The sequence below is a fragment of the Hydrogenophaga sp. PAMC20947 genome, assembly GCF_004795855.1.
Classification (GTDB): domain Bacteria; phylum Pseudomonadota; class Gammaproteobacteria; order Burkholderiales; family Burkholderiaceae_C; genus Hydrogenophaga.
Map to the genome: position 1 here is coordinate 642,821 of NZ_CP039252.1, position 17,447 is coordinate 660,267.

The window sequence follows — 17,447 nt, forward strand, 5'->3', positions numbered from 1 at the left end:
CGTGTATGGGGTGTGTGAGGGATAAACTTTGCGGTGCAAGGCCTTGGTCGGGGTCGCCATTGAAAGGGATTGTGATGATGCTTAGGCGAGCGTGGATGTTGCGCGTGGGTGGGGTGGGTTTGTGGGGCTGTGTTGCGGCGCTGGGCCGCAGCGCATGGGCCGAGGAGCAGAGGTTTCCAGACGTGGTGGGCGTTCGCATTCGCGCGAAAGGCCCCAGCACATTTGATCTGGACGTGACTGTGTCGTCACCCTACGACACCCCTCAGCGCTATGCCGATGCCTTTCGGGCGACCAGTGAAGACGGGGCAGTGGAGTACGGCGTGCGCCCGCTGGCGCACGACCACGCGGGCGAGCAGCCGTTCACCCGCGATTTGCGTGGCCTTCAGATTCCGCTCGGCGTGAGGAAAATACGGGTTCAGGCGCGCGACCTGCAGCATGGCTGGGGTGGAGGCACCCGGGTGGTCGCGCTGCCTGGGCGCTGAGCATGGGTGCGTTGGGCTGGATGTTGCTGTGGACCCTCGCGGCCGGCGCCTGCATTCCCCTGGGCGGCTGGTTGGCGAGCGTGGAGCGGATACGACCAAAATGGCTGGAACAGGAGCTGCGGCATTTTGTGATGGCTTTTGGCGGCGGCGTTTTGTTGGCCGCAGTGGCCCTGGTGTTGCTGCCCCAGGGCATCGGTGCCTTGGGGCAGCAGCCCTGGGCCGTGGTCGCTTGGATCATGGCCGGCGGCGTTGGCTTTTTTGCGCTGGAGCGCTGGCTGGGCATGCACCAGCAGGCAGCGCCTCAACTGCTCGCGATGCTGCTGGACTTTGTGCCTGAGGCCCTGGCCCTGGGCGGCATTTTCATTTCGGGGTCGCCAGCCGGTCCTTTGCTGGCGGTGTTGATCGGCTTGCAAAACCTTCCCGAAGGCTTCAATGCCTACCGCGAAATGGTCGCCAAAGGTCGCACATCCAGCGAAGTGCTCAAGCGGATGGTGCTGCTGGCCGGACTCGGGCCCCTGCTCGCCTGGGGCGGCTGGACTTTGCTGGCATCGGAGCCGCAGGTATTGGGCAGTCTGATGCTGTTTTCTTCGGGGGGGTTGCTTTACCTGGTTTTTCAGGATATTGCGCCCCAGGCGGTCTTGCGGCGCCATTGGTTCCCGTCGCTGGGGGCGGTCAGTGGCTTCAGTCTTGCCTTGCTGGGTCAACTGTTGTTCGCCGCCTGACTGGGCTGTCCTAACCCATCCAGAGCGAGCGCCACAGCAGGATCGGGACGTCCAGCTTGCCGACTTTGACCCGCTTCTCCCAGCTGCGGTGGCGTTGCCGGCTCACTTTGTCGAGGATGCGCAGGCCGCCCTGCACAACCAGTCTCAACTCCCAGCCCGCACGACCCGGCAAGCGCAGTGCCAACGGGGCTCCCTCGCTCATGCGCGCCCGGGCGTCGTCGCACAGGCGAGCCACCAGCTTTTGGCGGCGAACGTCCACGGCGGGTTCAACGACAGCGCCGGGCAAAAAATCCTGCCGTTGCAGGCCATGCCGGTCCAGCAGGTCGGCGGGCAGGTAATGGCGGCCTCGGGGCAGGTCTTCGCTGAGGTCTTGCCAGAAATTGATCAGTTGCAGCGCGCTGCAAATGCGATCGCTTTGGGTGAGCGAGACGCTGTCGTTGACGCCATACAGGTGCAGCATCAAGCGGCCCACCGGGTTGGCGGAAAGCTTGCAATACGCCAGCAGCTCGTCGAGATGCGCATATCCCTGTGCGCTGGCGGTGAAGCGGACGTCCTGTTCGAAGGCGCTGATCAGATCGCGCAGCAACTCGGTGGGCAGGTCGTGGGTGCGCACGGCCAGAGCCAGGGGCTCGAAAACGGTGCGCCATCGGGGGGGCGCACCGTTTGTCGAGGGTGACAGCGTCGCGGTGAGGCAGGCCCGGTATTCGGCGAGATCGGCCAGACGTTCTTCGGCGCTGGCAGGCCCTTCGTCGGCGATATCGTCCGCTGTCCTGGCGAAATGGTAGATCGCCGCCACCGCTGGGCGCAGCGCCGGCGGACACAGCCATGAAGCGACAGGGAAGTTCTCGTAGTGGCCCACTTGGCCCGACAGTGGCGCGGCTTCAGCGGGTGGGGTATGCGGCGGGAGGGCGTCTGGCATGGGGTTCGAGGGTGTCGGGTCTGGGGTTGGGGGAGGGTGGCGCAGCTGTCAGCTCTGTCAGGGTGCAGCGGTCCAGTGAGGGTGGACCGTGCAGAGTGTCTGGCGGTGGGTGTCGCCCGTTGGGTCTGATTGGACTACAATTTTGATTACTAACCGGTCAGTCATTAATTTTCCGGCCTTCTGCAGTCCTCCTCCGGGCACTGCTGCACGCTCATTTACACGCCCTGGTATGCATTTCACTCCTCTGGTCCTGTCTGCCGTTGTAGCGCTTTCGATGGCAGGGTGCTCCCGCCCCGAGGCACCTCCCGAGCCCATCCGATCGGTCAAACTGATCACGGTAACCGCCAGCGGCGTGACCGCCCGCCAGGAGCTTTCCGGCGAAGTGCGTGCCCGTACCGAGTCGCGATTGGGCTTCCGGGTGGGTGGAAAACTCATTGAACGGCCAGCGGAAGTGGGGCAAATGGTGAAAGCGGGTCAGCTGCTCGCCCGCCTCGATGCCACCGACCTCAGGCTGGCCAGTCAGGCTGCTCAAGCCCAAGTGACTGCGGCCCAGTCGCAGCGCGACCTGGCTGCGGCCGACCTCAAGCGTTTCACGGATCTCAAGGCCCAGGGCTTTGTCAGTGGTGCCGAGATCGAGCGCCGCCAAGCCACATTGCAAGCCGCTGACGCGACATTGCAGCAGGCGCGGGCCCAAGGGTCTGTGCAGGGCCACCAGGCAGACTACACCCGTTTGCTGGCCGATGCCGCCGGGGTGGTGGTGTCGGTGGACGCTGAGGCGGGCCAAGTGGTGGCCGCTGGAAGTCCCGTGGTCCGGATCGCACGCGACGGTGCGCGCGATGTGGTGTTCTCAATACCGGAGAGCGATCTGGCGCTGATCAAGCCTGGGCTGCAAGCCCAGGTGCGCCTGTGGGCCAATACAGCTCAGGGGCTGGACACGCCGTTGCTCGGGGAGGTGCGGGAAGTTGCCGCCAGCGCGGATCCCGTCACCCGGACTTTCCAGGTCAAGCTGGCGCTGCCCGTGGATGCGGTCGCACCCTTGGGTGCCACAGCCTATGTGGTGTTGCCGCCCGCATCGGGTGACGCACCCGTGGTGATCAAGCTGCCCACCAGTGCCCTGATGTCCGCGAATGCGGTTGACAAGAAGAGCTCGGCGGTCTGGGTGTTTGATGTGGCCACCAGCACCGTACAGTCAAGACCGGTGCAAGTCGGCGGTGCCGATGGCAATCAGATGGTCATTCTCTCGGGCTTGAAGCCCGGTGACGAAGTGGTGGTGGCCGGGGTGCATGTGCTGTCCCCCGGTCAGCACGTGATCCGCTTCGCTGCCGCTGCGCGCTGAGGTGGGCATGAGCAAAACAACGCCGCCGGCAGCAGAGTCGGCTTCCTGGGTTTCGCGTTTCAACCTGTCGCAATGGGCCCTGGACCATCAGGCCTTCACACGGTATCTGATGATCGTCCTGATGTTGTTGGGCGTGGCCGCCTACTTCCAGTTGGGACAAGACGAAGACCCACCTTTCACCTTCCGGGCGATGGTGGTTCGCGCCTACTGGCCCGGGGCCACCTCACAGCAGGTGGCCGAGCAGGTCGCTGACCGGCTGGAAAAGACCCTGCAGGAAGTGCCCTATGCCGACAAGATCCGAAGCTATTCCAAGCCGGGCGAAGCCCAGATCATTTTCCAGATCAAGGATTCGTCGCCACCTGGGGAGGTGAATCAGGTCTGGTATTCGGTGCGCAAGAAAATTGGGGACATGCGCTCCACGCTGCCGGCAGGGGTGATCGGGCCGTTCTTCAATGACGATTTTGGAGACGTTTACGGCGTGATCTACGCCTTGCAGGGCGATGGTTTTTCGCCAGCTGACACCAAGCGGGTGGCCGACGAAGCGCGGCAGCGGTTGCTGCGTGTGAAGGACGTGAGCAAGGTCGCTCTGTTTGGTACGCAAGACGAGAAGCTTTATATCGAAATTTCCCAGAAACGCCTGGCGGTACTGGGGCTGGATGTTCAGCAAGTGCTGGCTGCGCTTGGGCAGCAGAACGCGGTGGAGTCGGCAGGGACCGTGCAGTCCCCTCTGGATGCCGTGCAGGTCCGGGTGGATGGTGCGTTCAATTCCGTCGATGACCTCAAGGCCATGCCCATCCGTGCGCCCAACGGCACGCAGATCCGGCTGGGTGACCTGGCCGAGGTGCGCCTGGGGTATGCCGATCCCATGCAGGTCATGGTTCGCCACAACGGCAAGGAGAGCATTGCGCTGGGCATTTCGATGGCCAAAGGGGGCGACATCATCGCCTTGGGCGAGGCGCTCAAAGTGGCCGTTGCCGACATCCAGCGCAACCTGCCCGCGGGCATGGAGCTGCTGCAGGTGCAGGACCAGCCGGCTGCGGTGTCCCGCTCGGTCGGTGAGTTCGTCAAGGTGTTGATTGAAGCGGTGGTGATTGTGCTGGCCGTGAGCTTTCTGGCGTTGGGTCTGCACAAACGCGAAGGAGGAACCGGCTTTCGCCGCTATACACTGGACATCCGCCCCGGCCTGGTGGTGTTCATTACCATCCCGCTGGTGCTGGCGATCACCTTCCTCGTGATGCGGTACTGGGGCATTGGTTTGCACAAGATATCGCTGGGTTCGCTGATCATTGCGCTGGGCCTGCTGGTTGACGACGCCATCATTGCGGTGGAAATGATGGTGCGCAAGCTGGAAGAAGGGTATTCCATGATGAGGGCAGCGACCTTCACCTGGGAAGCCACCGCCATGCCCATGCTCACCGGCACGCTCATCACAGCCGCTGGCTTTTTGCCCATCGGCATGGCGAAGTCGACCGTGGGTGAATACACGTTTGCCATCTTTGGGGTGACGGCTGCGGCCCTGATCATTTCCTGGGTGGTGGCGGTGATGTTTGTGCCTTACCTGGGTGTGCGCCTGCTCAAAGTCAAGGCCCACGTGGGCCCTGCCCAGGAAGTCTTCGACGGCCCGTTCAACGACCGATTCCGAGCGCTGGTGGACTGGTGTGTACAACACCGGTGGATCACCATCGGGCTGACCATCGGCACCTTTGTGCTGGGGGTCGTGGGCATGGGTCAGGTGCAGCAGCAGTTTTTCCCCGACTCGAACCGACCAGAAATCATCGTCGACGTGTGGCTGCCCGAGGGGACCAGCATGGCGGCCAATCTGGCGATCACCCGTCGCGTGGAAGCCCGCCTGGCCGAAGAGCCGGGCGTCAGCAGCGTCACCACCTGGGTGGGCTCTGGCGTGCCGCGTTTTTACCTGCCGCTGGACCAGGTATTCCCCCAGACCAACGTGTCGCAGATGATCGTTTTGCCACGGGACCTCGAGACACGTGAGCGATTGCGCAAGGCCTTGCCAGCTTTGCTGGCGGCCGAATTTCCTGAAGTGCGAGGCCGGGTGAAGTTGCTGCCCAACGGCCCGCCAGTGCCGTACCCGGTTCAGTTTCGTGTGGAGGGGCCGGATCCTGCCGTCTTGCGCGGGCTGGCGGACGAAGTGAAAGTGGCCGTGCGGAAAAACGACCACATGCGCGGTGTCAACGACAACTGGAACGAATCGGTCAAGGTCTTCCGCCTCGAGGTGGATCAGGTCAAAGCCCGTGCCCTGGGCGTGTCGAGCCAGTCCATTGCCCAGGCATCCCGTGCCATCGTGAGCGGCACCACCATTGGCCAATACCGCGATGGCGACAAGCTGATCGACATCGTGTTCCGCCAGCCCTTGTCGGAGCGCGACGCTATTTCCAGCCTGGCGAATGCGTATTTGCCTTCCGCATCGGGCAAGAGCATTCCCTTGCTGCAAATCGCCAAACCCGTGTTCGACTGGGAACCGGGGGTGATCTGGCGCCAAAACCGCGAGTACGCGATCACCGTGCAGGGCGACGTGGCCGAGGGCTTGCAGGGCGCTACCGTGACGGCAGAGTTGATGCCAGGCCTGAACAAGATCAGCACGGACTGGGCGGAGCGTGGCTTGCAGGGCTATCGTGTGGTGGTCGCTGGTGCGGTTGAAGAGAGCAGCAAAGGGTCGTCGTCGATTGCGGCGGGCGTGCCCATCATGTTGTTCCTCACGTTCACCTTGCTGATGCTGCAGTTGCAGAGCTTCAGCCGCTCCTTGCTGGTATTTTTGACGGGACCGCTTGGATTGGCCGGTGTTGCAGGCGCCTTGCTGTTGCTGAACAAGCCGTTTGGTTTCGTGGCGTTGCTGGGCGTGATCGCCTTGATGGGCATGATCCAGCGCAATTCCGTGATCCTGATTGATCAGATTGAGCAAGACCGATCCCGGGGCGTGCCCGCCTGGGAAGCGATCGTGGAAGCGGCTGTGCGCCGCATGCGACCCATTGTGCTGACCGCTGCGGCGGCCGTTTTGGCCATGATCCCGCTGTCTCGCAGCGTGTTCTGGGGCCCGATGGCCGTGGCCATCATGGGTGGGTTGATCGTGGCCACGGTGCTGACACTGTTGGCTCTGCCCGCCATGTACGCCGCCTGGTTTAGGGTTCAACGGCCTGAAGCCGTGCACTGAAGCAGTTTGGGGTGGGGTGGACTTGAAACGTCTGTTTCTTTATACTCATAAAGATCGAGATGTTTCAATTCCATTGATTTGCCCCTGCACCAACTCACCCAGCTGATCGACCGCCACTTTGAGGCCCTGAGCCCTGAGTTGCAGCGGGCGGCGCGCTGGGTGCGCGAACACCCCTCGGCTTTGGGCTTGCAGTCCATGCGCCATTCGGCGCAGGCAGCAGGGGTAGCGCCCGCCACCATGACGCGCCTGGCCCAGGCGCTGGGCGTGGGCGGTTTTGAAGGGTTGCGCGCGCCGGTGATTCAGCACCTGAGCGAAACCTCACGTCGCTCCAGTCCGATCAATGAACAGGCCACGTCGGATGGCGCTCGCGGTTCGCTGGGTCATCTGGTGCGCACGCAAGTGGCCAACGTGCATTCCATCGAGAGCAATTCACCCGCCGCCTTCAGCGCCGCCGCCCAGGCCATCCTCGCCGCGAGGTCGGTGGGATTTCTGGGCTTGCGAGCCAGTTTCGGCATCGCCCACCACTTGCAATACACCTGCGACTGGCTCCGTCGGGACACCTGGCTCGTCGTAGAGCCTGTCCTCGGCGGCAGTGACCGACTGAGCGATCTGGGGGAGACCGATCTGCTGGTGGTGGTCAGCCAGGCGCCTTACACCCGTCCGGTTGTCGAGGCGGCGCAAGAGCTCCATGCACGGGGTGTTCCTGTGTTGGCCCTCACCGACAGTCCGCTGTCCCCGCTGGCCGGGGCCGCCCGCTGGGTGCTGTTGTTCGATACCCATGCTTCGGGGTTCTTCCATTCCATGGCCGGTGCACAGGCGTTGGCTGAAGTGTTGATGAACGAAGTCGCCACCATGGGAGGCGACGCCGTGGCGCTGCGCCTGGCTCAACGACAACAACGCCACCGCGATGCCCGCACCTATTGGGAGCGCGGTCCACGAACCCCTCGCATGGTCAAAACACCCACCACTGTGGCCTGACCCTGAAAATCTCCTCGGCTGCCATTTCCAGTTCCAGTTCCCTTTTTCTTTAAGCACCACCATGAACGCACGTCCGACATCCTTCAGTCCCCAGGACACCAAAGTCTTTCACCGCCAGTTGCGCAGCGGCCTTCCTGTGGCGGTTGCAGGGCAGGGCGTTGAGTTGGTCGATGCAACGGGCAAGCGCTATATCGACGCTTCGGGCGGTGCGGCCGTGTCATGCCTGGGCCATGGCCATCCCGATGTGATCGCGGCGATGCATGGGCAGATCGACCGCCTGGCCTATGCCCACACCAGCTTCTTCACCACCGAAGTGGCTGAAGAACTCGCCACGCTGCTGATCGACAGCGCGCCGCAGGGCATGAGCCATGTCTATTTTGTGAGCGGTGGCTCGGAGGCTGTGGAAGCCGCGCTCAAGATGGCCCGGCAGTATTTTGTGGAGCTGGGTCAGCCCCAGCGTGAGCATTTCATCGCCCGCCGCCAGAGTTACCACGGCAACACCCTCGGGGCGTTGGCCGTGGGGGGCAATGCCTGGCGCCGTGAGCAGTTCAAACCGTTGCTGATCGATGTCACCCATGTCTCGCCCTGCTATGAGTACCGCGACCGGCGGGCCGACGAAACCCCGGAGCAGTACGGGCAACGCCTGGTGGCCGAGTTGTCGGACGCGATTGATCGACTGGGTGGCCAGAATGTGATGGCCTTTGTGGCCGAAACCATTGGTGGCGCCACAGCCGGCGTGCTCACGCCGGTCCCTGGGTATTTCAAGGGCGTGCGCGAGCTCTGCGATCGGCACGGCATCTTGCTCATTTTGGACGAGGTGATGTGTGGGATGGGTCGCAGCGGCACGTTGCATGCGTGTGAACAAGAAGGCGTGGTGCCCGATCTGCTGACGATCGCCAAGGGCCTGGGCGGTGGATACCAGCCCATTGGCGCAGTGCTGGCGCAAGGCAAGCTGGTGGAGGCGTTTCGCCGGGGCAGTGGCCTGTTTCAGCACGGCCACACCTACCTCGGCCATGCGGTGGCTTGTGCGGCCGCACTGGCCGTGCAGCGCGTGATCATTCGCGATGGCTTGTTGTCTCAGGTCGTAGCGCGCGGCGCGACTTTGCAAGCCTTTCTGCAACAGCGATTCGGCGATCACCCGCATGTGGGCGATATCCGGGGTCGCGGACTGTTCTGGGGCGTCGAGTTGGTGGCGGACCGAGCGAGCAAACAGTGGTTTGATCCAGCCCGAAAGCTGCATGCCCGCATCAAGGTCGAAGCCATGACCGAAGGGCTGATGGTCTATCCCATGAGTGGGACGGTTGATGGGGTGCGGGGCGACCATATCCTGCTGGCGCCCCCGTTCATCACCAGTGAGGCCGAATTGGCACAGATCGTGCATCGTCTGGGGGTGGCTGTGGATCGCGCCATTGCGGTCACCGCCTGAAACAACGGCATCTGACCTTGTATAAGTTAACTTACTGGTGCATTACAGATGCAAATCTCATGGTGAGACCCGAGAAGACAACGGCGAGAGTCGGGGTAGCATCGGGTCTTGCGTGCGGTCGTGGACCCGCCCAATGCGTTTGAATGTGAGCGCGCTGTTCAGGTCCACTTGACCAACGAAGAACCGCAGAATTCTGCTGGTTCTGTTTATTGAAATCTAGAACAAGGAGTCTGTATGACCATTTCTCTGAAAGCCACTCTCTCCAGCATGTCGATTGCTGCCGCAGCGATCACCATGGGCCTGCCCATGGCCGCGCAAGCCCAGCAAAAATTCATGACCATCGGTACCGGTGGTGTGACAGGTGTGTACTACGCAGCGGGCGGCTCAATCTGCCGTTTGGTCAACAAAGACCGCAAGACACATGGTTTCCGCTGCACGGTGGAATCCACCGGGGGCTCTGTGGCCAACATCAACACCATCAAAGGGGGTGACCTGGACTTCGGCGTTGCCCAGTCCGACTGGAACTTCCACGGCTACAAAGGCACCAAGGCCTTTGAGGCCAGCGGTCCATTCAACGACCTGCGTTCGGTGTTCTCGCTCCACCCCGAGCCGTTCACCGTGTTGGCCCGCGCCGATGCCAACATCAAGAACTTCTCTGACCTCAAGGGCAAGCGCGTGAACGTGGGCAACCCCGGTTCGGGCACCCGTGCGTCCATGGACGAGTTGCTGGCCGCCCAAGGCATGAAGCTGTCTGACTTCGGTCTGGCCGCAGAGCTCAAGGCCGACGAACATGGCGCCGCGCTGTGCGACAACAAGATCGACGCTTTCTTCTATGGCGTGGGTCACCCCAGTGCCAACATCCAGGATCCCGTGACCACCTGCGGCGCCAAGTTGGTGAACATCACTGGCCCTGGCATCGACAAGCTGGTGGCGGCCAACTCGTACTACGCCAAAGCCACCATCCCAGGCGGCATGTACAAAGGCAACGACGCGCCGACCCAGACCTATGGTGTGTTGGCCACACTCGTGACCTCGGCCAAGCAGCCCGATGACATGGTCTACACCTTGGTGAAGGCCGTGTTTGAGAACTTCGACGACTTCAAGAAGCTTCACCCTGCCTTTGCCAATCTGAAGCCTGAGAACATGGTCTCGGACGGCTTGTCGGCCCCGTTGCACCCCGGCGCTGCCAAGTACTACAAAGAAAAGGGCTGGATCAAGTAATCCACTTCCGCCTCTGGTAGCCACCCCATGCGCGGTACTCGCTCATGGGGTGGTTTGTTTTTGGGGTCGCGGACGCACGGCGAAACCCAGTCTCAGACCATGACCGGTCAAGGAGCTCTTGCATGAAAAGTAAAGACACAAATCCACCTGAAGTCGATGTCAACCAGCTGGTTCAAGACAACGATTCTGGCGGGCGCCAACCGGGCCCGTTTATGCGCCGCCTGCTTCTGGTCGTCGCGGTGGCCTGGTCGCTGTTCCAGTTGTGGATCGCCTCGCCCTTGCCCTTCAATCTGGGCATTTTTGTGCTCAACGACACCGAAAGCCGCGCCATTCACCTGGCTTTCGCCGTATTTCTTTCCTTCATGGCCTATCCCGCCACGAAGCGGTCGCCGCGCGACCACGTGCCCATCCTGGATTGGGTGTTTGCCCTGGTGGGAACGTTTTGCGCCGCCTACCTGTTTATTTTTTACCGGGAGCTGGCAACGCGTCCCGGTCAACCGATCCCGTTTGACGTGTGGTCGGCCGTGGTGGGTATCGTGCTCCTGCTGGAAGCCACGCGCCGTGTGCTCGGCTTGCCGATGGTGATCGTAGCGTTGGTGTTCCTTGGCTACACCTTCGGTGGTCCCTATATGCCCGATTTGCTGGCACACCGGGGCGCTTCGCTGGACCGTGCCATGACCCATCAGTGGTTGACCACGGAAGGCGTGTTTGGCGTGGCGCTGGGCGTTTCCAGCGGCTTCATCTTTCTGTTCGTGCTGTTCGGTTCGCTGCTCGACAAAGCGGGTGCCGGCAACTACTTCATCAAATCTGCGTTTGCGTTGCTGGGCCACATGCGTGGCGGCCCCGCCAAGGCGGCGGTGGTCGCCTCTGCGGCCACCGGGATCATCTCCGGCTCGTCGATTGCCAACGTGGTCACCACCGGTACCTTCACCATCCCGCTCATGAAGCGGGTGGGGTACCGGGGCGATCAAGCCGGCGCTGTTGAAGTGTCTTCTTCGGTCAATGGCCAACTGATGCCTCCGGTCATGGGCGCAGCGGCGTTCCTGATGGTGGAGTACGTGGGCATTCCCTACATCGAGGTGATGAAACACGCCTTCTTGCCGGCCATCATTTCCTACATTGCCCTGTTCTATATCGTGCACCTGGAGGCGCTCAAGGCCGACATGCAAGGCTTGCCACGTCGCGTCCAGTCCACTGGCATGCAGCGTCTCGTGTCGTTTGTGACCACGGTTGCGGGCTTCTTTGTGCTCGCTGGCGCCACTTACTACACCATCAGCTTCATCAAAGCTTCAATGGGTGCTGCGGCGATCCCGGCCATTGCCGTGTTGTTGATGGCGGCTTATCTGGGCTTGCTCTGGGTCAGCTCACGCCAGCCCGAGCTGCAATTGGACGATCCCAATGCGCCCGTGTTTGAGTTGCCAGAAACTGGTCCCACCGTGCGCTCGGGGCTGCATTACCTGCTGGCCGTTGTCGTGTTGGTGTGGTGTCTGATGGTGGAACAGCTGTCGCCAGCGTTGTCAGCGTTCTGGGCCACCATGTTCATGGTCTTCATCATCCTCACGCAAAAGCCGATCATCGGGGTCATGCGTGGTGCCCACAACATCGCGGGTGATTTCAAGAATGGGGTGGTTGATCTGATCGCAGGCCTGGAAACGGGTGCGCGCAACATGATCGGTATCGGCGTGGCCACCGCAGCCGCAGGCATCATTGTGGGCACCGTATCGCTCACCGGCGTGGGCCTGGTGATGACCGAGCTGGTGGAGATTCTGTCCGGCGGCAACCTCATGCTGATGTTGGTGCTGGTGGCGGTGATCAGCCTGATTCTGGGCATGGGACTGCCCACGACAGCGAACTACATCGTGGTCTCGACCCTGATGGCCCCTGTGGTGGTCGAGCTGGGGGCGCAAAGCGGCCTCATCGTGCCACTGATCGCTGTGCACCTGTTCGTGTTCTATTTCGGTCTCATGGCCGACGTGACGCCGCCGGTGGGATTGGCTTCCTTTGCCGCTGCGGCCATCGCGCGCCACGACCCGATTCAGACCGGTGTGACCGCGTTCTTCTACAGCATGCGCACGGCCATCTTGCCGTTCCTGTTCATCTTCAACACCCAGTTGCTGTTGATCGGACTCGACGGGCCACTGCACCTGATCATGACGGTGGGCACGGCGGTGATTGCCATGCTGATATTCGCGGCGGCTACGCAAGGCTTCTTTATCGTGCGCAGCCGCTGGTACGAATCACTGGCCCTGCTGCTGGTGTGTTTCACACTGTTCCGCCCCGGTTTCTGGATGGACATGATTCATCCGGCGTTTGACGAGGTCAAAGGCGAGCAGATGACCCAGGTCATTTCGGACGCGCCAGCCAACACCAGCAAGCGGGCGTGGATTGAAGGCATGAACTTGAACGGCGATGAGATCCGAAAGGGCGTATTGCTGCCCCTGGGTGAGCCCGGTGATGTCAAGTCGCGCTTGGGTACTTCGGGCTTGTCGGTCATGGCCGATGGCGATGAGTTGATGGTGGTGGGCGTGAAGTTCGGCAGCCAGGCTGAAAAACTCGGCATCGAGCAAAGCTACCGCATCACCTCGATGGAAGTGGCCGCCGATCGTCCCGCCAAAGAGTGGCTCTACCTGCCTGGATTTGCCGTGCTGGGCTTGGTGGTCTTCTTGCAGCGCCGCCGTCGCCCGGTGCCCAAGACTGCATGAGCGGGCATCTGAACGAACGCTTGGGCGCGCCGCGTGTGGCACTGATCCACGCGCTGGCGCATTCCGTGAACCCGATCAACGAGGCCATGCAGCGCACCTGGCCTGAAGCGGTGTGCATGAACTTGCTGGACGACAGCCTGTCGGCGGACCTGGCCCGCAACACCGCTGCAGGTGGGGTTGGACTGGACGACGCGATGCACCAGCGCTTTGAGGCGCTGGCGGCCTATGCGGAGCGCACGGGTGCGCAAGCGCTTTTGTTCACCTGTTCCGCGTTTGGGTCGTGCATTGAAGCGGTCGCGGCCCGGCGGCCTTTCATGCCTGTGCTCAAGCCGAACGAGGCCATGGTGGACGAAGCCGTGGCGCTCGTTGCAGGTGGGCGCATTGGCTTGATCGCTTCATTTGCCCCGACCCTGGCCTCGATGCCGTCTGAGTTTCCATCCAGGGTCGATCTGGTCACGGCCTTGTCCGCTGAAGCCATGGACGCCTTGAATCGCGGGGAAGGCGATCTTCACGACGCGCTCGTGGTCAAAGCCGCCCAGACGCTGAAGGATCAGGGCTGTTCCGTGATCGCGCTGGCCCAGTTCAGCATGGCCCGTGCGCAGGCGGCTGTGGCGCAGGCGGTGGGCTTGCCGGTGCTCACCACGCCGGGTAGCGCGATCCGGGTGCTGCGCCAGCGGCTACAATCAAAGGTTGCCGTAAAGCAGGCTTGAAGCCTAGGGGGTGCCATGTGCACCTGATTCAAGCCTGAGATTCAGGAGCGCGGGTGGCGAAATTGGTAGACGCACCAGGTTTAGGTCCTGACGCCAGCAATGGTGTGGGGGTTCGAGTCCCCCCCCGCGCACCATCTCATTGACGAATACACATTCACCGGTTGGCACTGGCCGACCGACTTTTTTGCTTTGGAGAAACGCATGACCGTGACCGTTGAAACCCTGGAGAAGCTCGAGCGCAAGATCACGCTCACGCTGCCCGCTGAAGTGATCCAGAACGAAGTGGCCAAGCGCCTCAAGAAGCTGGCTCGCGATGTCAAGATGGACGGCTTCCGCCCAGGCAAAGTGCCCATGAACGTCGTGGCCCAGCGCTACGGCTATTCGGTGCACTACGAAGTCATGAACGACAAAGTGGGTGAAGCTTTCGCCACTGCCGCCGCAGAGGCGCAAGTCCGCGTGGCCGGGCAGCCCAAGATCACCGAAAAAGAAGAAGCGCCCGAAGGTCAGCTGGCTTTTGACGCGGTGTTTGAGGTGTATCCCGAAGTCACGATCGGCGATCTGTCGGCCGCTGAAGTCGAAAAAGTGAGCGCCGATGTCAGCGATGCTGCCATCGACCGCACGCTTGAGATCCTGCGCAAGCAGCGCCGCACCTTTGCCCAGCGTGCCCAAGACCAGGCTGCAGCCGACGGTGACCGCGTCACCATCGACTTCGCTGGCAAAATCGATGGCGAAGCCTTTGACGGCGGTAAAGCCGAAGGCTTCCAGTTCATCGTGGGCGACGGCCAAATGCTCAAGGAGTTCGAAGACGCCGTGCGTGGCATGAAGTCTGGCGAATCCAAGACCTTCCCCCTGGCTTTCCCTGAGGATTACCACGGCAAGGACGTCGCCGGCAAGACCGCCGATTTCCTTGTGACGGTCAACAAGATTGAAGCGGCGCATCTGCCCGAGATCGATGAGGCGTTGGCCAAGTCGCTGGGTATCGCCGAAGGTACCGTTGACGGCTTGCGCGCCGATATCCGCAAAAATCTTGAGCGCGAAGTGAAGTTCCGCGTGCTGGCCCGCAACAAGCAGGCCGCCATGGATGCCCTGGCTTCGAAGGCCGAACTCGATCTGCCCAATGCCGTGGTCCAGTCCGAGCTGGAGCGTCTGGTGGAAGGTGCGCGCGCCGATTTGAAGCAGCGTGGCGTGAAGGACGCTGAGAAGGCGCCGATCCCTGAAGATCTGTTCCGTCCCCAAGCCGAGCGCCGCGTGCGCCTGGGCCTGGTGGTCGCCGAGCTGGTGCGCACCAACGACCTGCAAGCCAAGCCTGAGCAAATCAAGGCGCACATCGAAGAGCTGTCCGCCTCCTACGAAAAGCCCGCAGACGTGGTGCGCTGGTATACCAGTGACAACCGCCGCATGGCTGAAGTTGAGGCGATCGTGATCGAGAACAACGTCGCTGAGTTCGTCTTGGGCAAAGCCAAAGTGACCGACAAAAAGGTCGATTTCGACGAGCTGATGGGCCAAGCCTAAGGGAAGGGCGGCTTTGGCCGCACAGCACCCAGCAAGGGGCGGAGTGATCCGCCCTTTTTTGTCTGCGGTGCTTGTGAAACGCCTTTTGCCCGCCATATGGCAGGGACCAGATGCCCGTACCAGCGGATCGACCAAGACAGGTTGGTTACAGTACAGGCAGAGTATTCGATCAATTCATGGAGAAACGCATGAGCGCAATGGACATTCAAGGCCTGGGCATGGTGCCCATGGTCATCGAGCAATCAGGTCGTGGCGAGCGCGCATACGACATCTATTCGCGCCTGCTCAAGGAGCGCGTGATTTTTCTGGTCGGCGAAGTCAACGACCATTCCGCCAACCTGCTGGTCGCGCAGTTGCTCTTTCTGGAGAGCGAGAACCCCGACAAGGACATTTCCTTCTACATCAACTCGCCCGGTGGGTCCGTGACGGCTGGCATGGCAATTTTTGACACCATGAACTTCATCAAGCCCGATGTGTCCACGCTGTGCGTGGGCTTCGCCGCGAGCATGGGTGCGTTCTTGCTGGCAGCCGGCACCAAGGGCAAGCGCTTCTCGCTGCCCAACTCCAAGATCATGATTCACCAGCCCTCGGGTGGCAGCCGTGGTCAGGCCACCGAAATTGAGATTCAGGCGCGTGAGATCCTCAAGACCCGCGAACAGCTCAACAAGATCCTGGCCGAGCGCACCGGGCAGCCGCTGGAGCGCATCGCGCGCGACACCGAGCGCGACTACTACATGACGGCATCTGAGTCGGCCGAATACGGCCTGATCGACAAGGTGATCGACAAGCGCGCCAGCGCCGCTTGATGCCGTGCAGGCTTTTCAAAGCCACTTTTCGCGTCAATCCGCTTGAAATGGGTCAAAAGTGGCCCTTTTTCCAGCCATTCATGGTTGGGCGGCTTGAACTATCATTGTTCCCAGTGAAACACACAACGTCCTAGACGACCCAATCCCTCAATGGTAGACAAAAAAGCCACCTCTGGTGAGAAAGCGCTCTATTGCTCCTTTTGTGGCAAGAGCCAGCACGAGGTCAAAAAACTGATCGCCGGCCCTTCGGTGTTCATTTGCGACGAGTGCATCGATCTGTGCAACGACATCATCCGTGACGAGTTGCCCGGACTTGAAGCGGTCAAAGCGGCTGGAGACGAAGTTCCGACGCCGGCTGAGCTCAAAGCCAATCTTGACGGCTACGTGATTGGCCAGGAGCCTGCCAAGCGCGCATTGGCGGTGGCGGTGTACAACCACTACAAGCGTTTGCGGCACAAGCAAACCGCCCGCAAGGACGAAGTGGAGCTCGCCAAGAGCAACATCTTGCTGCTCGGCCCCACGGGATCCGGCAAGACGCTGCTGGCGCAGACCATGGCACGCATGCTCAATGTGCCTTTTGTCATGGCCGACGCCACGACGCTGACCGAAGCCGGTTACGTTGGTGAAGACGTGGAAAACATCGTCGCCAAGTTGCTGCAAAGCTGCAACTACGATGTGGAGCGGGCGCAGCAGGGCATTGTCTACATCGATGAAATCGACAAAATCACCCGCAAGTCCGACAACCCATCGATCACCCGAGATGTGTCGGGCGAAGGGGTTCAGCAGGCCTTGCTCAAGCTGATTGAAGGCACGATGGCTTCGGTGCCGCCGCAAGGTGGGCGAAAGCATCCGAATCAGGATTTCCTGCAGGTCGATACAACCAACATTCTCTTCATCTGTGGTGGTGCGTTTGCTGGTCTGGAAAAGATCATCGAGAACCGCACGGAAGCGTCGGGCATCGGTTTTGGCGCTGTGGTCAAAAGCAAAAAACAGCGCAGCCTGACCGATGCCTTCAAAGAAATCGAGCCAGAGGACCTGATCAAGTTTGGTTTGATTCCCGAGCTGGTGGGGCGTGTCCCGGTCATCGCGGCCCTGTCCGAGCTGAGCGAAGACGCGCTGGTCCAGATCCTGACCGAGCCCAAAAACGCTGTCGTGAAGCAATTCACCCGTTTGCTCGCCATGGAGGGTGCCGAGCTGGAGGTGCGGCCTGGCGCGCTCAAAGCAATAGCCCGCAAGGCGCTGGTCCGCAAGACGGGGGCTCGTGGTCTGCGATCCATTCTGGAAAATGCGCTGATCGACACCATGTTCGATTTGCCCAGTATGAGCAACGTGGAGAAGGTGGTGGTGGACGAGTCCACCATCGACGAAAACAAGCCGCCCCTGCTGGTGTACCGAGAAACGGCCAAGCAGGCCTGAGACGGGCGCCGCCCGGCGCCCGGTCCCTTCGCTTGACGATGTGTCCGG

General features: G+C 61.6%; 13 protein-coding genes and 1 tRNA gene. 13 read left to right on the forward strand and 1 reads right to left on the reverse strand.

Annotated elements, in window-relative coordinates; translation table 11 throughout:
* The first annotated feature begins 74 nt into the window (after positions 1-74).
* Together E5678_RS02955 and E5678_RS02960 are read left to right on the forward strand one after the other, a co-directional pair.
* Positions 75-482, forward strand: a complete 408-nt coding sequence (locus E5678_RS02955; RefSeq protein WP_136177144.1) for a hypothetical protein — start codon at positions 75-77, stop codon at positions 480-482.
* 2 nt (positions 483-484) lie between these two features.
* Entirely contained in the window at positions 485-1,204 is a 720-nt protein-coding gene (locus tag E5678_RS02960) for a divalent cation transporter (protein WP_136177145.1), read from the forward strand.
* Positions 1,205-1,214: 10 nt separating this feature from the next.
* Here E5678_RS02960 and hpnC read toward each other — a convergent pair whose 3' ends face one another.
* Entirely contained in the window at positions 1,215-2,123 is a 909-nt protein-coding gene (gene hpnC, locus E5678_RS02965) for a squalene synthase HpnC (RefSeq protein ID WP_136177146.1), read from the reverse strand.
* 229 nt (positions 2,124-2,352) lie between these two features.
* Between hpnC and E5678_RS02970 the strand changes: the two genes are divergently transcribed.
* The 11 genes from E5678_RS02970 to clpX all read left to right on the forward strand — a co-directional run bounded on the left by E5678_RS02970 (position 2,353) and on the right by clpX (position 17,399).
* Entirely contained in the window at positions 2,353-3,459 is a 1,107-nt protein-coding gene (locus E5678_RS02970; RefSeq protein WP_136177147.1) for an efflux RND transporter periplasmic adaptor subunit, read from the forward strand.
* A gap of 7 nt (positions 3,460-3,466) precedes the next feature.
* Positions 3,467-6,628, forward strand: a complete 3,162-nt coding sequence (locus E5678_RS02975) for an efflux RND transporter permease subunit (protein WP_136177148.1) — start codon at positions 3,467-3,469, stop codon at positions 6,626-6,628.
* Positions 6,629-6,706: 78 nt separating this feature from the next.
* The gene (locus tag E5678_RS02980; protein WP_136177149.1) at positions 6,707-7,606 is read left to right on the forward strand and encodes a MurR/RpiR family transcriptional regulator; all 900 of its coding nucleotides are present in this window, start codon (positions 6,707-6,709) and stop codon (positions 7,604-7,606) included.
* 61 nt (positions 7,607-7,667) lie between these two features.
* Positions 7,668-9,032: an aspartate aminotransferase family protein gene (locus E5678_RS02985; protein WP_136177150.1), complete on the forward strand. Its 1,365-nt coding sequence runs from the start codon at positions 7,668-7,670 to the stop codon at positions 9,030-9,032.
* A 234-nt stretch (positions 9,033-9,266) separates the two neighbouring features.
* Positions 9,267-10,253, forward strand: coding sequence for a TAXI family TRAP transporter solute-binding subunit (locus E5678_RS02990; protein WP_136177151.1), 987 nt, complete (start codon positions 9,267-9,269; stop codon positions 10,251-10,253).
* Positions 10,254-10,375: 122 nt separating this feature from the next.
* The gene (locus E5678_RS02995) at positions 10,376-12,955 is read left to right on the forward strand and encodes a TRAP transporter permease (RefSeq protein WP_136177152.1); all 2,580 of its coding nucleotides are present in this window, start codon (positions 10,376-10,378) and stop codon (positions 12,953-12,955) included.
* Positions 12,952-13,665: an AroM family protein gene (locus E5678_RS03000; RefSeq protein WP_136177153.1), complete on the forward strand. Its 714-nt coding sequence runs from the start codon at positions 12,952-12,954 to the stop codon at positions 13,663-13,665. Before E5678_RS02995 ends, E5678_RS03000 begins: the two co-directional genes overlap by 4 nt.
* 47 nt (positions 13,666-13,712) lie before the next feature.
* Positions 13,713-13,799: transfer RNA gene (locus E5678_RS03005), tRNA-Leu, on the forward strand.
* A gap of 67 nt (positions 13,800-13,866) precedes the next feature.
* Positions 13,867-15,177 (forward strand): trigger factor, encoded by a 1,311-nt coding sequence (tig, locus tag E5678_RS03010; RefSeq protein ID WP_136177154.1) that lies wholly within the window; start codon positions 13,867-13,869, stop codon positions 15,175-15,177.
* Between the two features lie 188 nt (positions 15,178-15,365).
* Positions 15,366-15,983 carry an ATP-dependent Clp endopeptidase proteolytic subunit ClpP gene (clpP, locus tag E5678_RS03015; RefSeq protein ID WP_136177155.1) on the forward strand — a complete coding sequence of 206 codons (618 nt, stop codon included), beginning with the start codon at positions 15,366-15,368 and terminating at the stop codon, positions 15,981-15,983.
* A 150-nt stretch (positions 15,984-16,133) separates the two neighbouring features.
* Positions 16,134-17,399: an ATP-dependent Clp protease ATP-binding subunit ClpX gene (gene clpX, locus E5678_RS03020; RefSeq protein ID WP_136177156.1), complete on the forward strand. Its 1,266-nt coding sequence runs from the start codon at positions 16,134-16,136 to the stop codon at positions 17,397-17,399.
* Positions 17,400-17,447 lie beyond the last annotated feature (48 nt).

Excerpts from the sequence above, each read along its gene's own strand:
- E5678_RS02955 (WP_136177144.1), top strand. The coding sequence starts at position 75 with ATGATGCTTAGGCGAGCGTGGATGTTGCGCGTGGGTGGGGTGGGTTTG.
- E5678_RS02960 (WP_136177145.1), top strand. The coding sequence starts at position 485 with ATGGGTGCGTTGGGCTGGATGTTGCTGTGGACCCTCGCGGCCGGCGCC.
- hpnC (WP_136177146.1), bottom strand. The coding sequence starts at position 2,123 with ATGCCAGACGCCCTCCCGCCGCATACCCCACCCGCTGAAGCCGCGCCA.
- E5678_RS02970 (WP_136177147.1), top strand. The coding sequence starts at position 2,353 with ATGCATTTCACTCCTCTGGTCCTGTCTGCCGTTGTAGCGCTTTCGATG.
- E5678_RS02975 (WP_136177148.1), top strand. The coding sequence starts at position 3,467 with ATGAGCAAAACAACGCCGCCGGCAGCAGAGTCGGCTTCCTGGGTTTCG.
- E5678_RS02985 (WP_136177150.1), top strand. The coding sequence starts at position 7,668 with ATGAACGCACGTCCGACATCCTTCAGTCCCCAGGACACCAAAGTCTTT.
- E5678_RS02990 (WP_136177151.1), top strand. The coding sequence starts at position 9,267 with ATGACCATTTCTCTGAAAGCCACTCTCTCCAGCATGTCGATTGCTGCC.
- E5678_RS02995 (WP_136177152.1), top strand. The coding sequence starts at position 10,376 with ATGAAAAGTAAAGACACAAATCCACCTGAAGTCGATGTCAACCAGCTG.
- E5678_RS03000 (WP_136177153.1), top strand. The coding sequence starts at position 12,952 with ATGAGCGGGCATCTGAACGAACGCTTGGGCGCGCCGCGTGTGGCACTG.
- tig (WP_136177154.1), top strand. The coding sequence starts at position 13,867 with ATGACCGTGACCGTTGAAACCCTGGAGAAGCTCGAGCGCAAGATCACG.
- clpP (WP_136177155.1), top strand. The coding sequence starts at position 15,366 with ATGAGCGCAATGGACATTCAAGGCCTGGGCATGGTGCCCATGGTCATC.
- clpX (WP_136177156.1), top strand. The coding sequence starts at position 16,134 with ATGGTAGACAAAAAAGCCACCTCTGGTGAGAAAGCGCTCTATTGCTCC.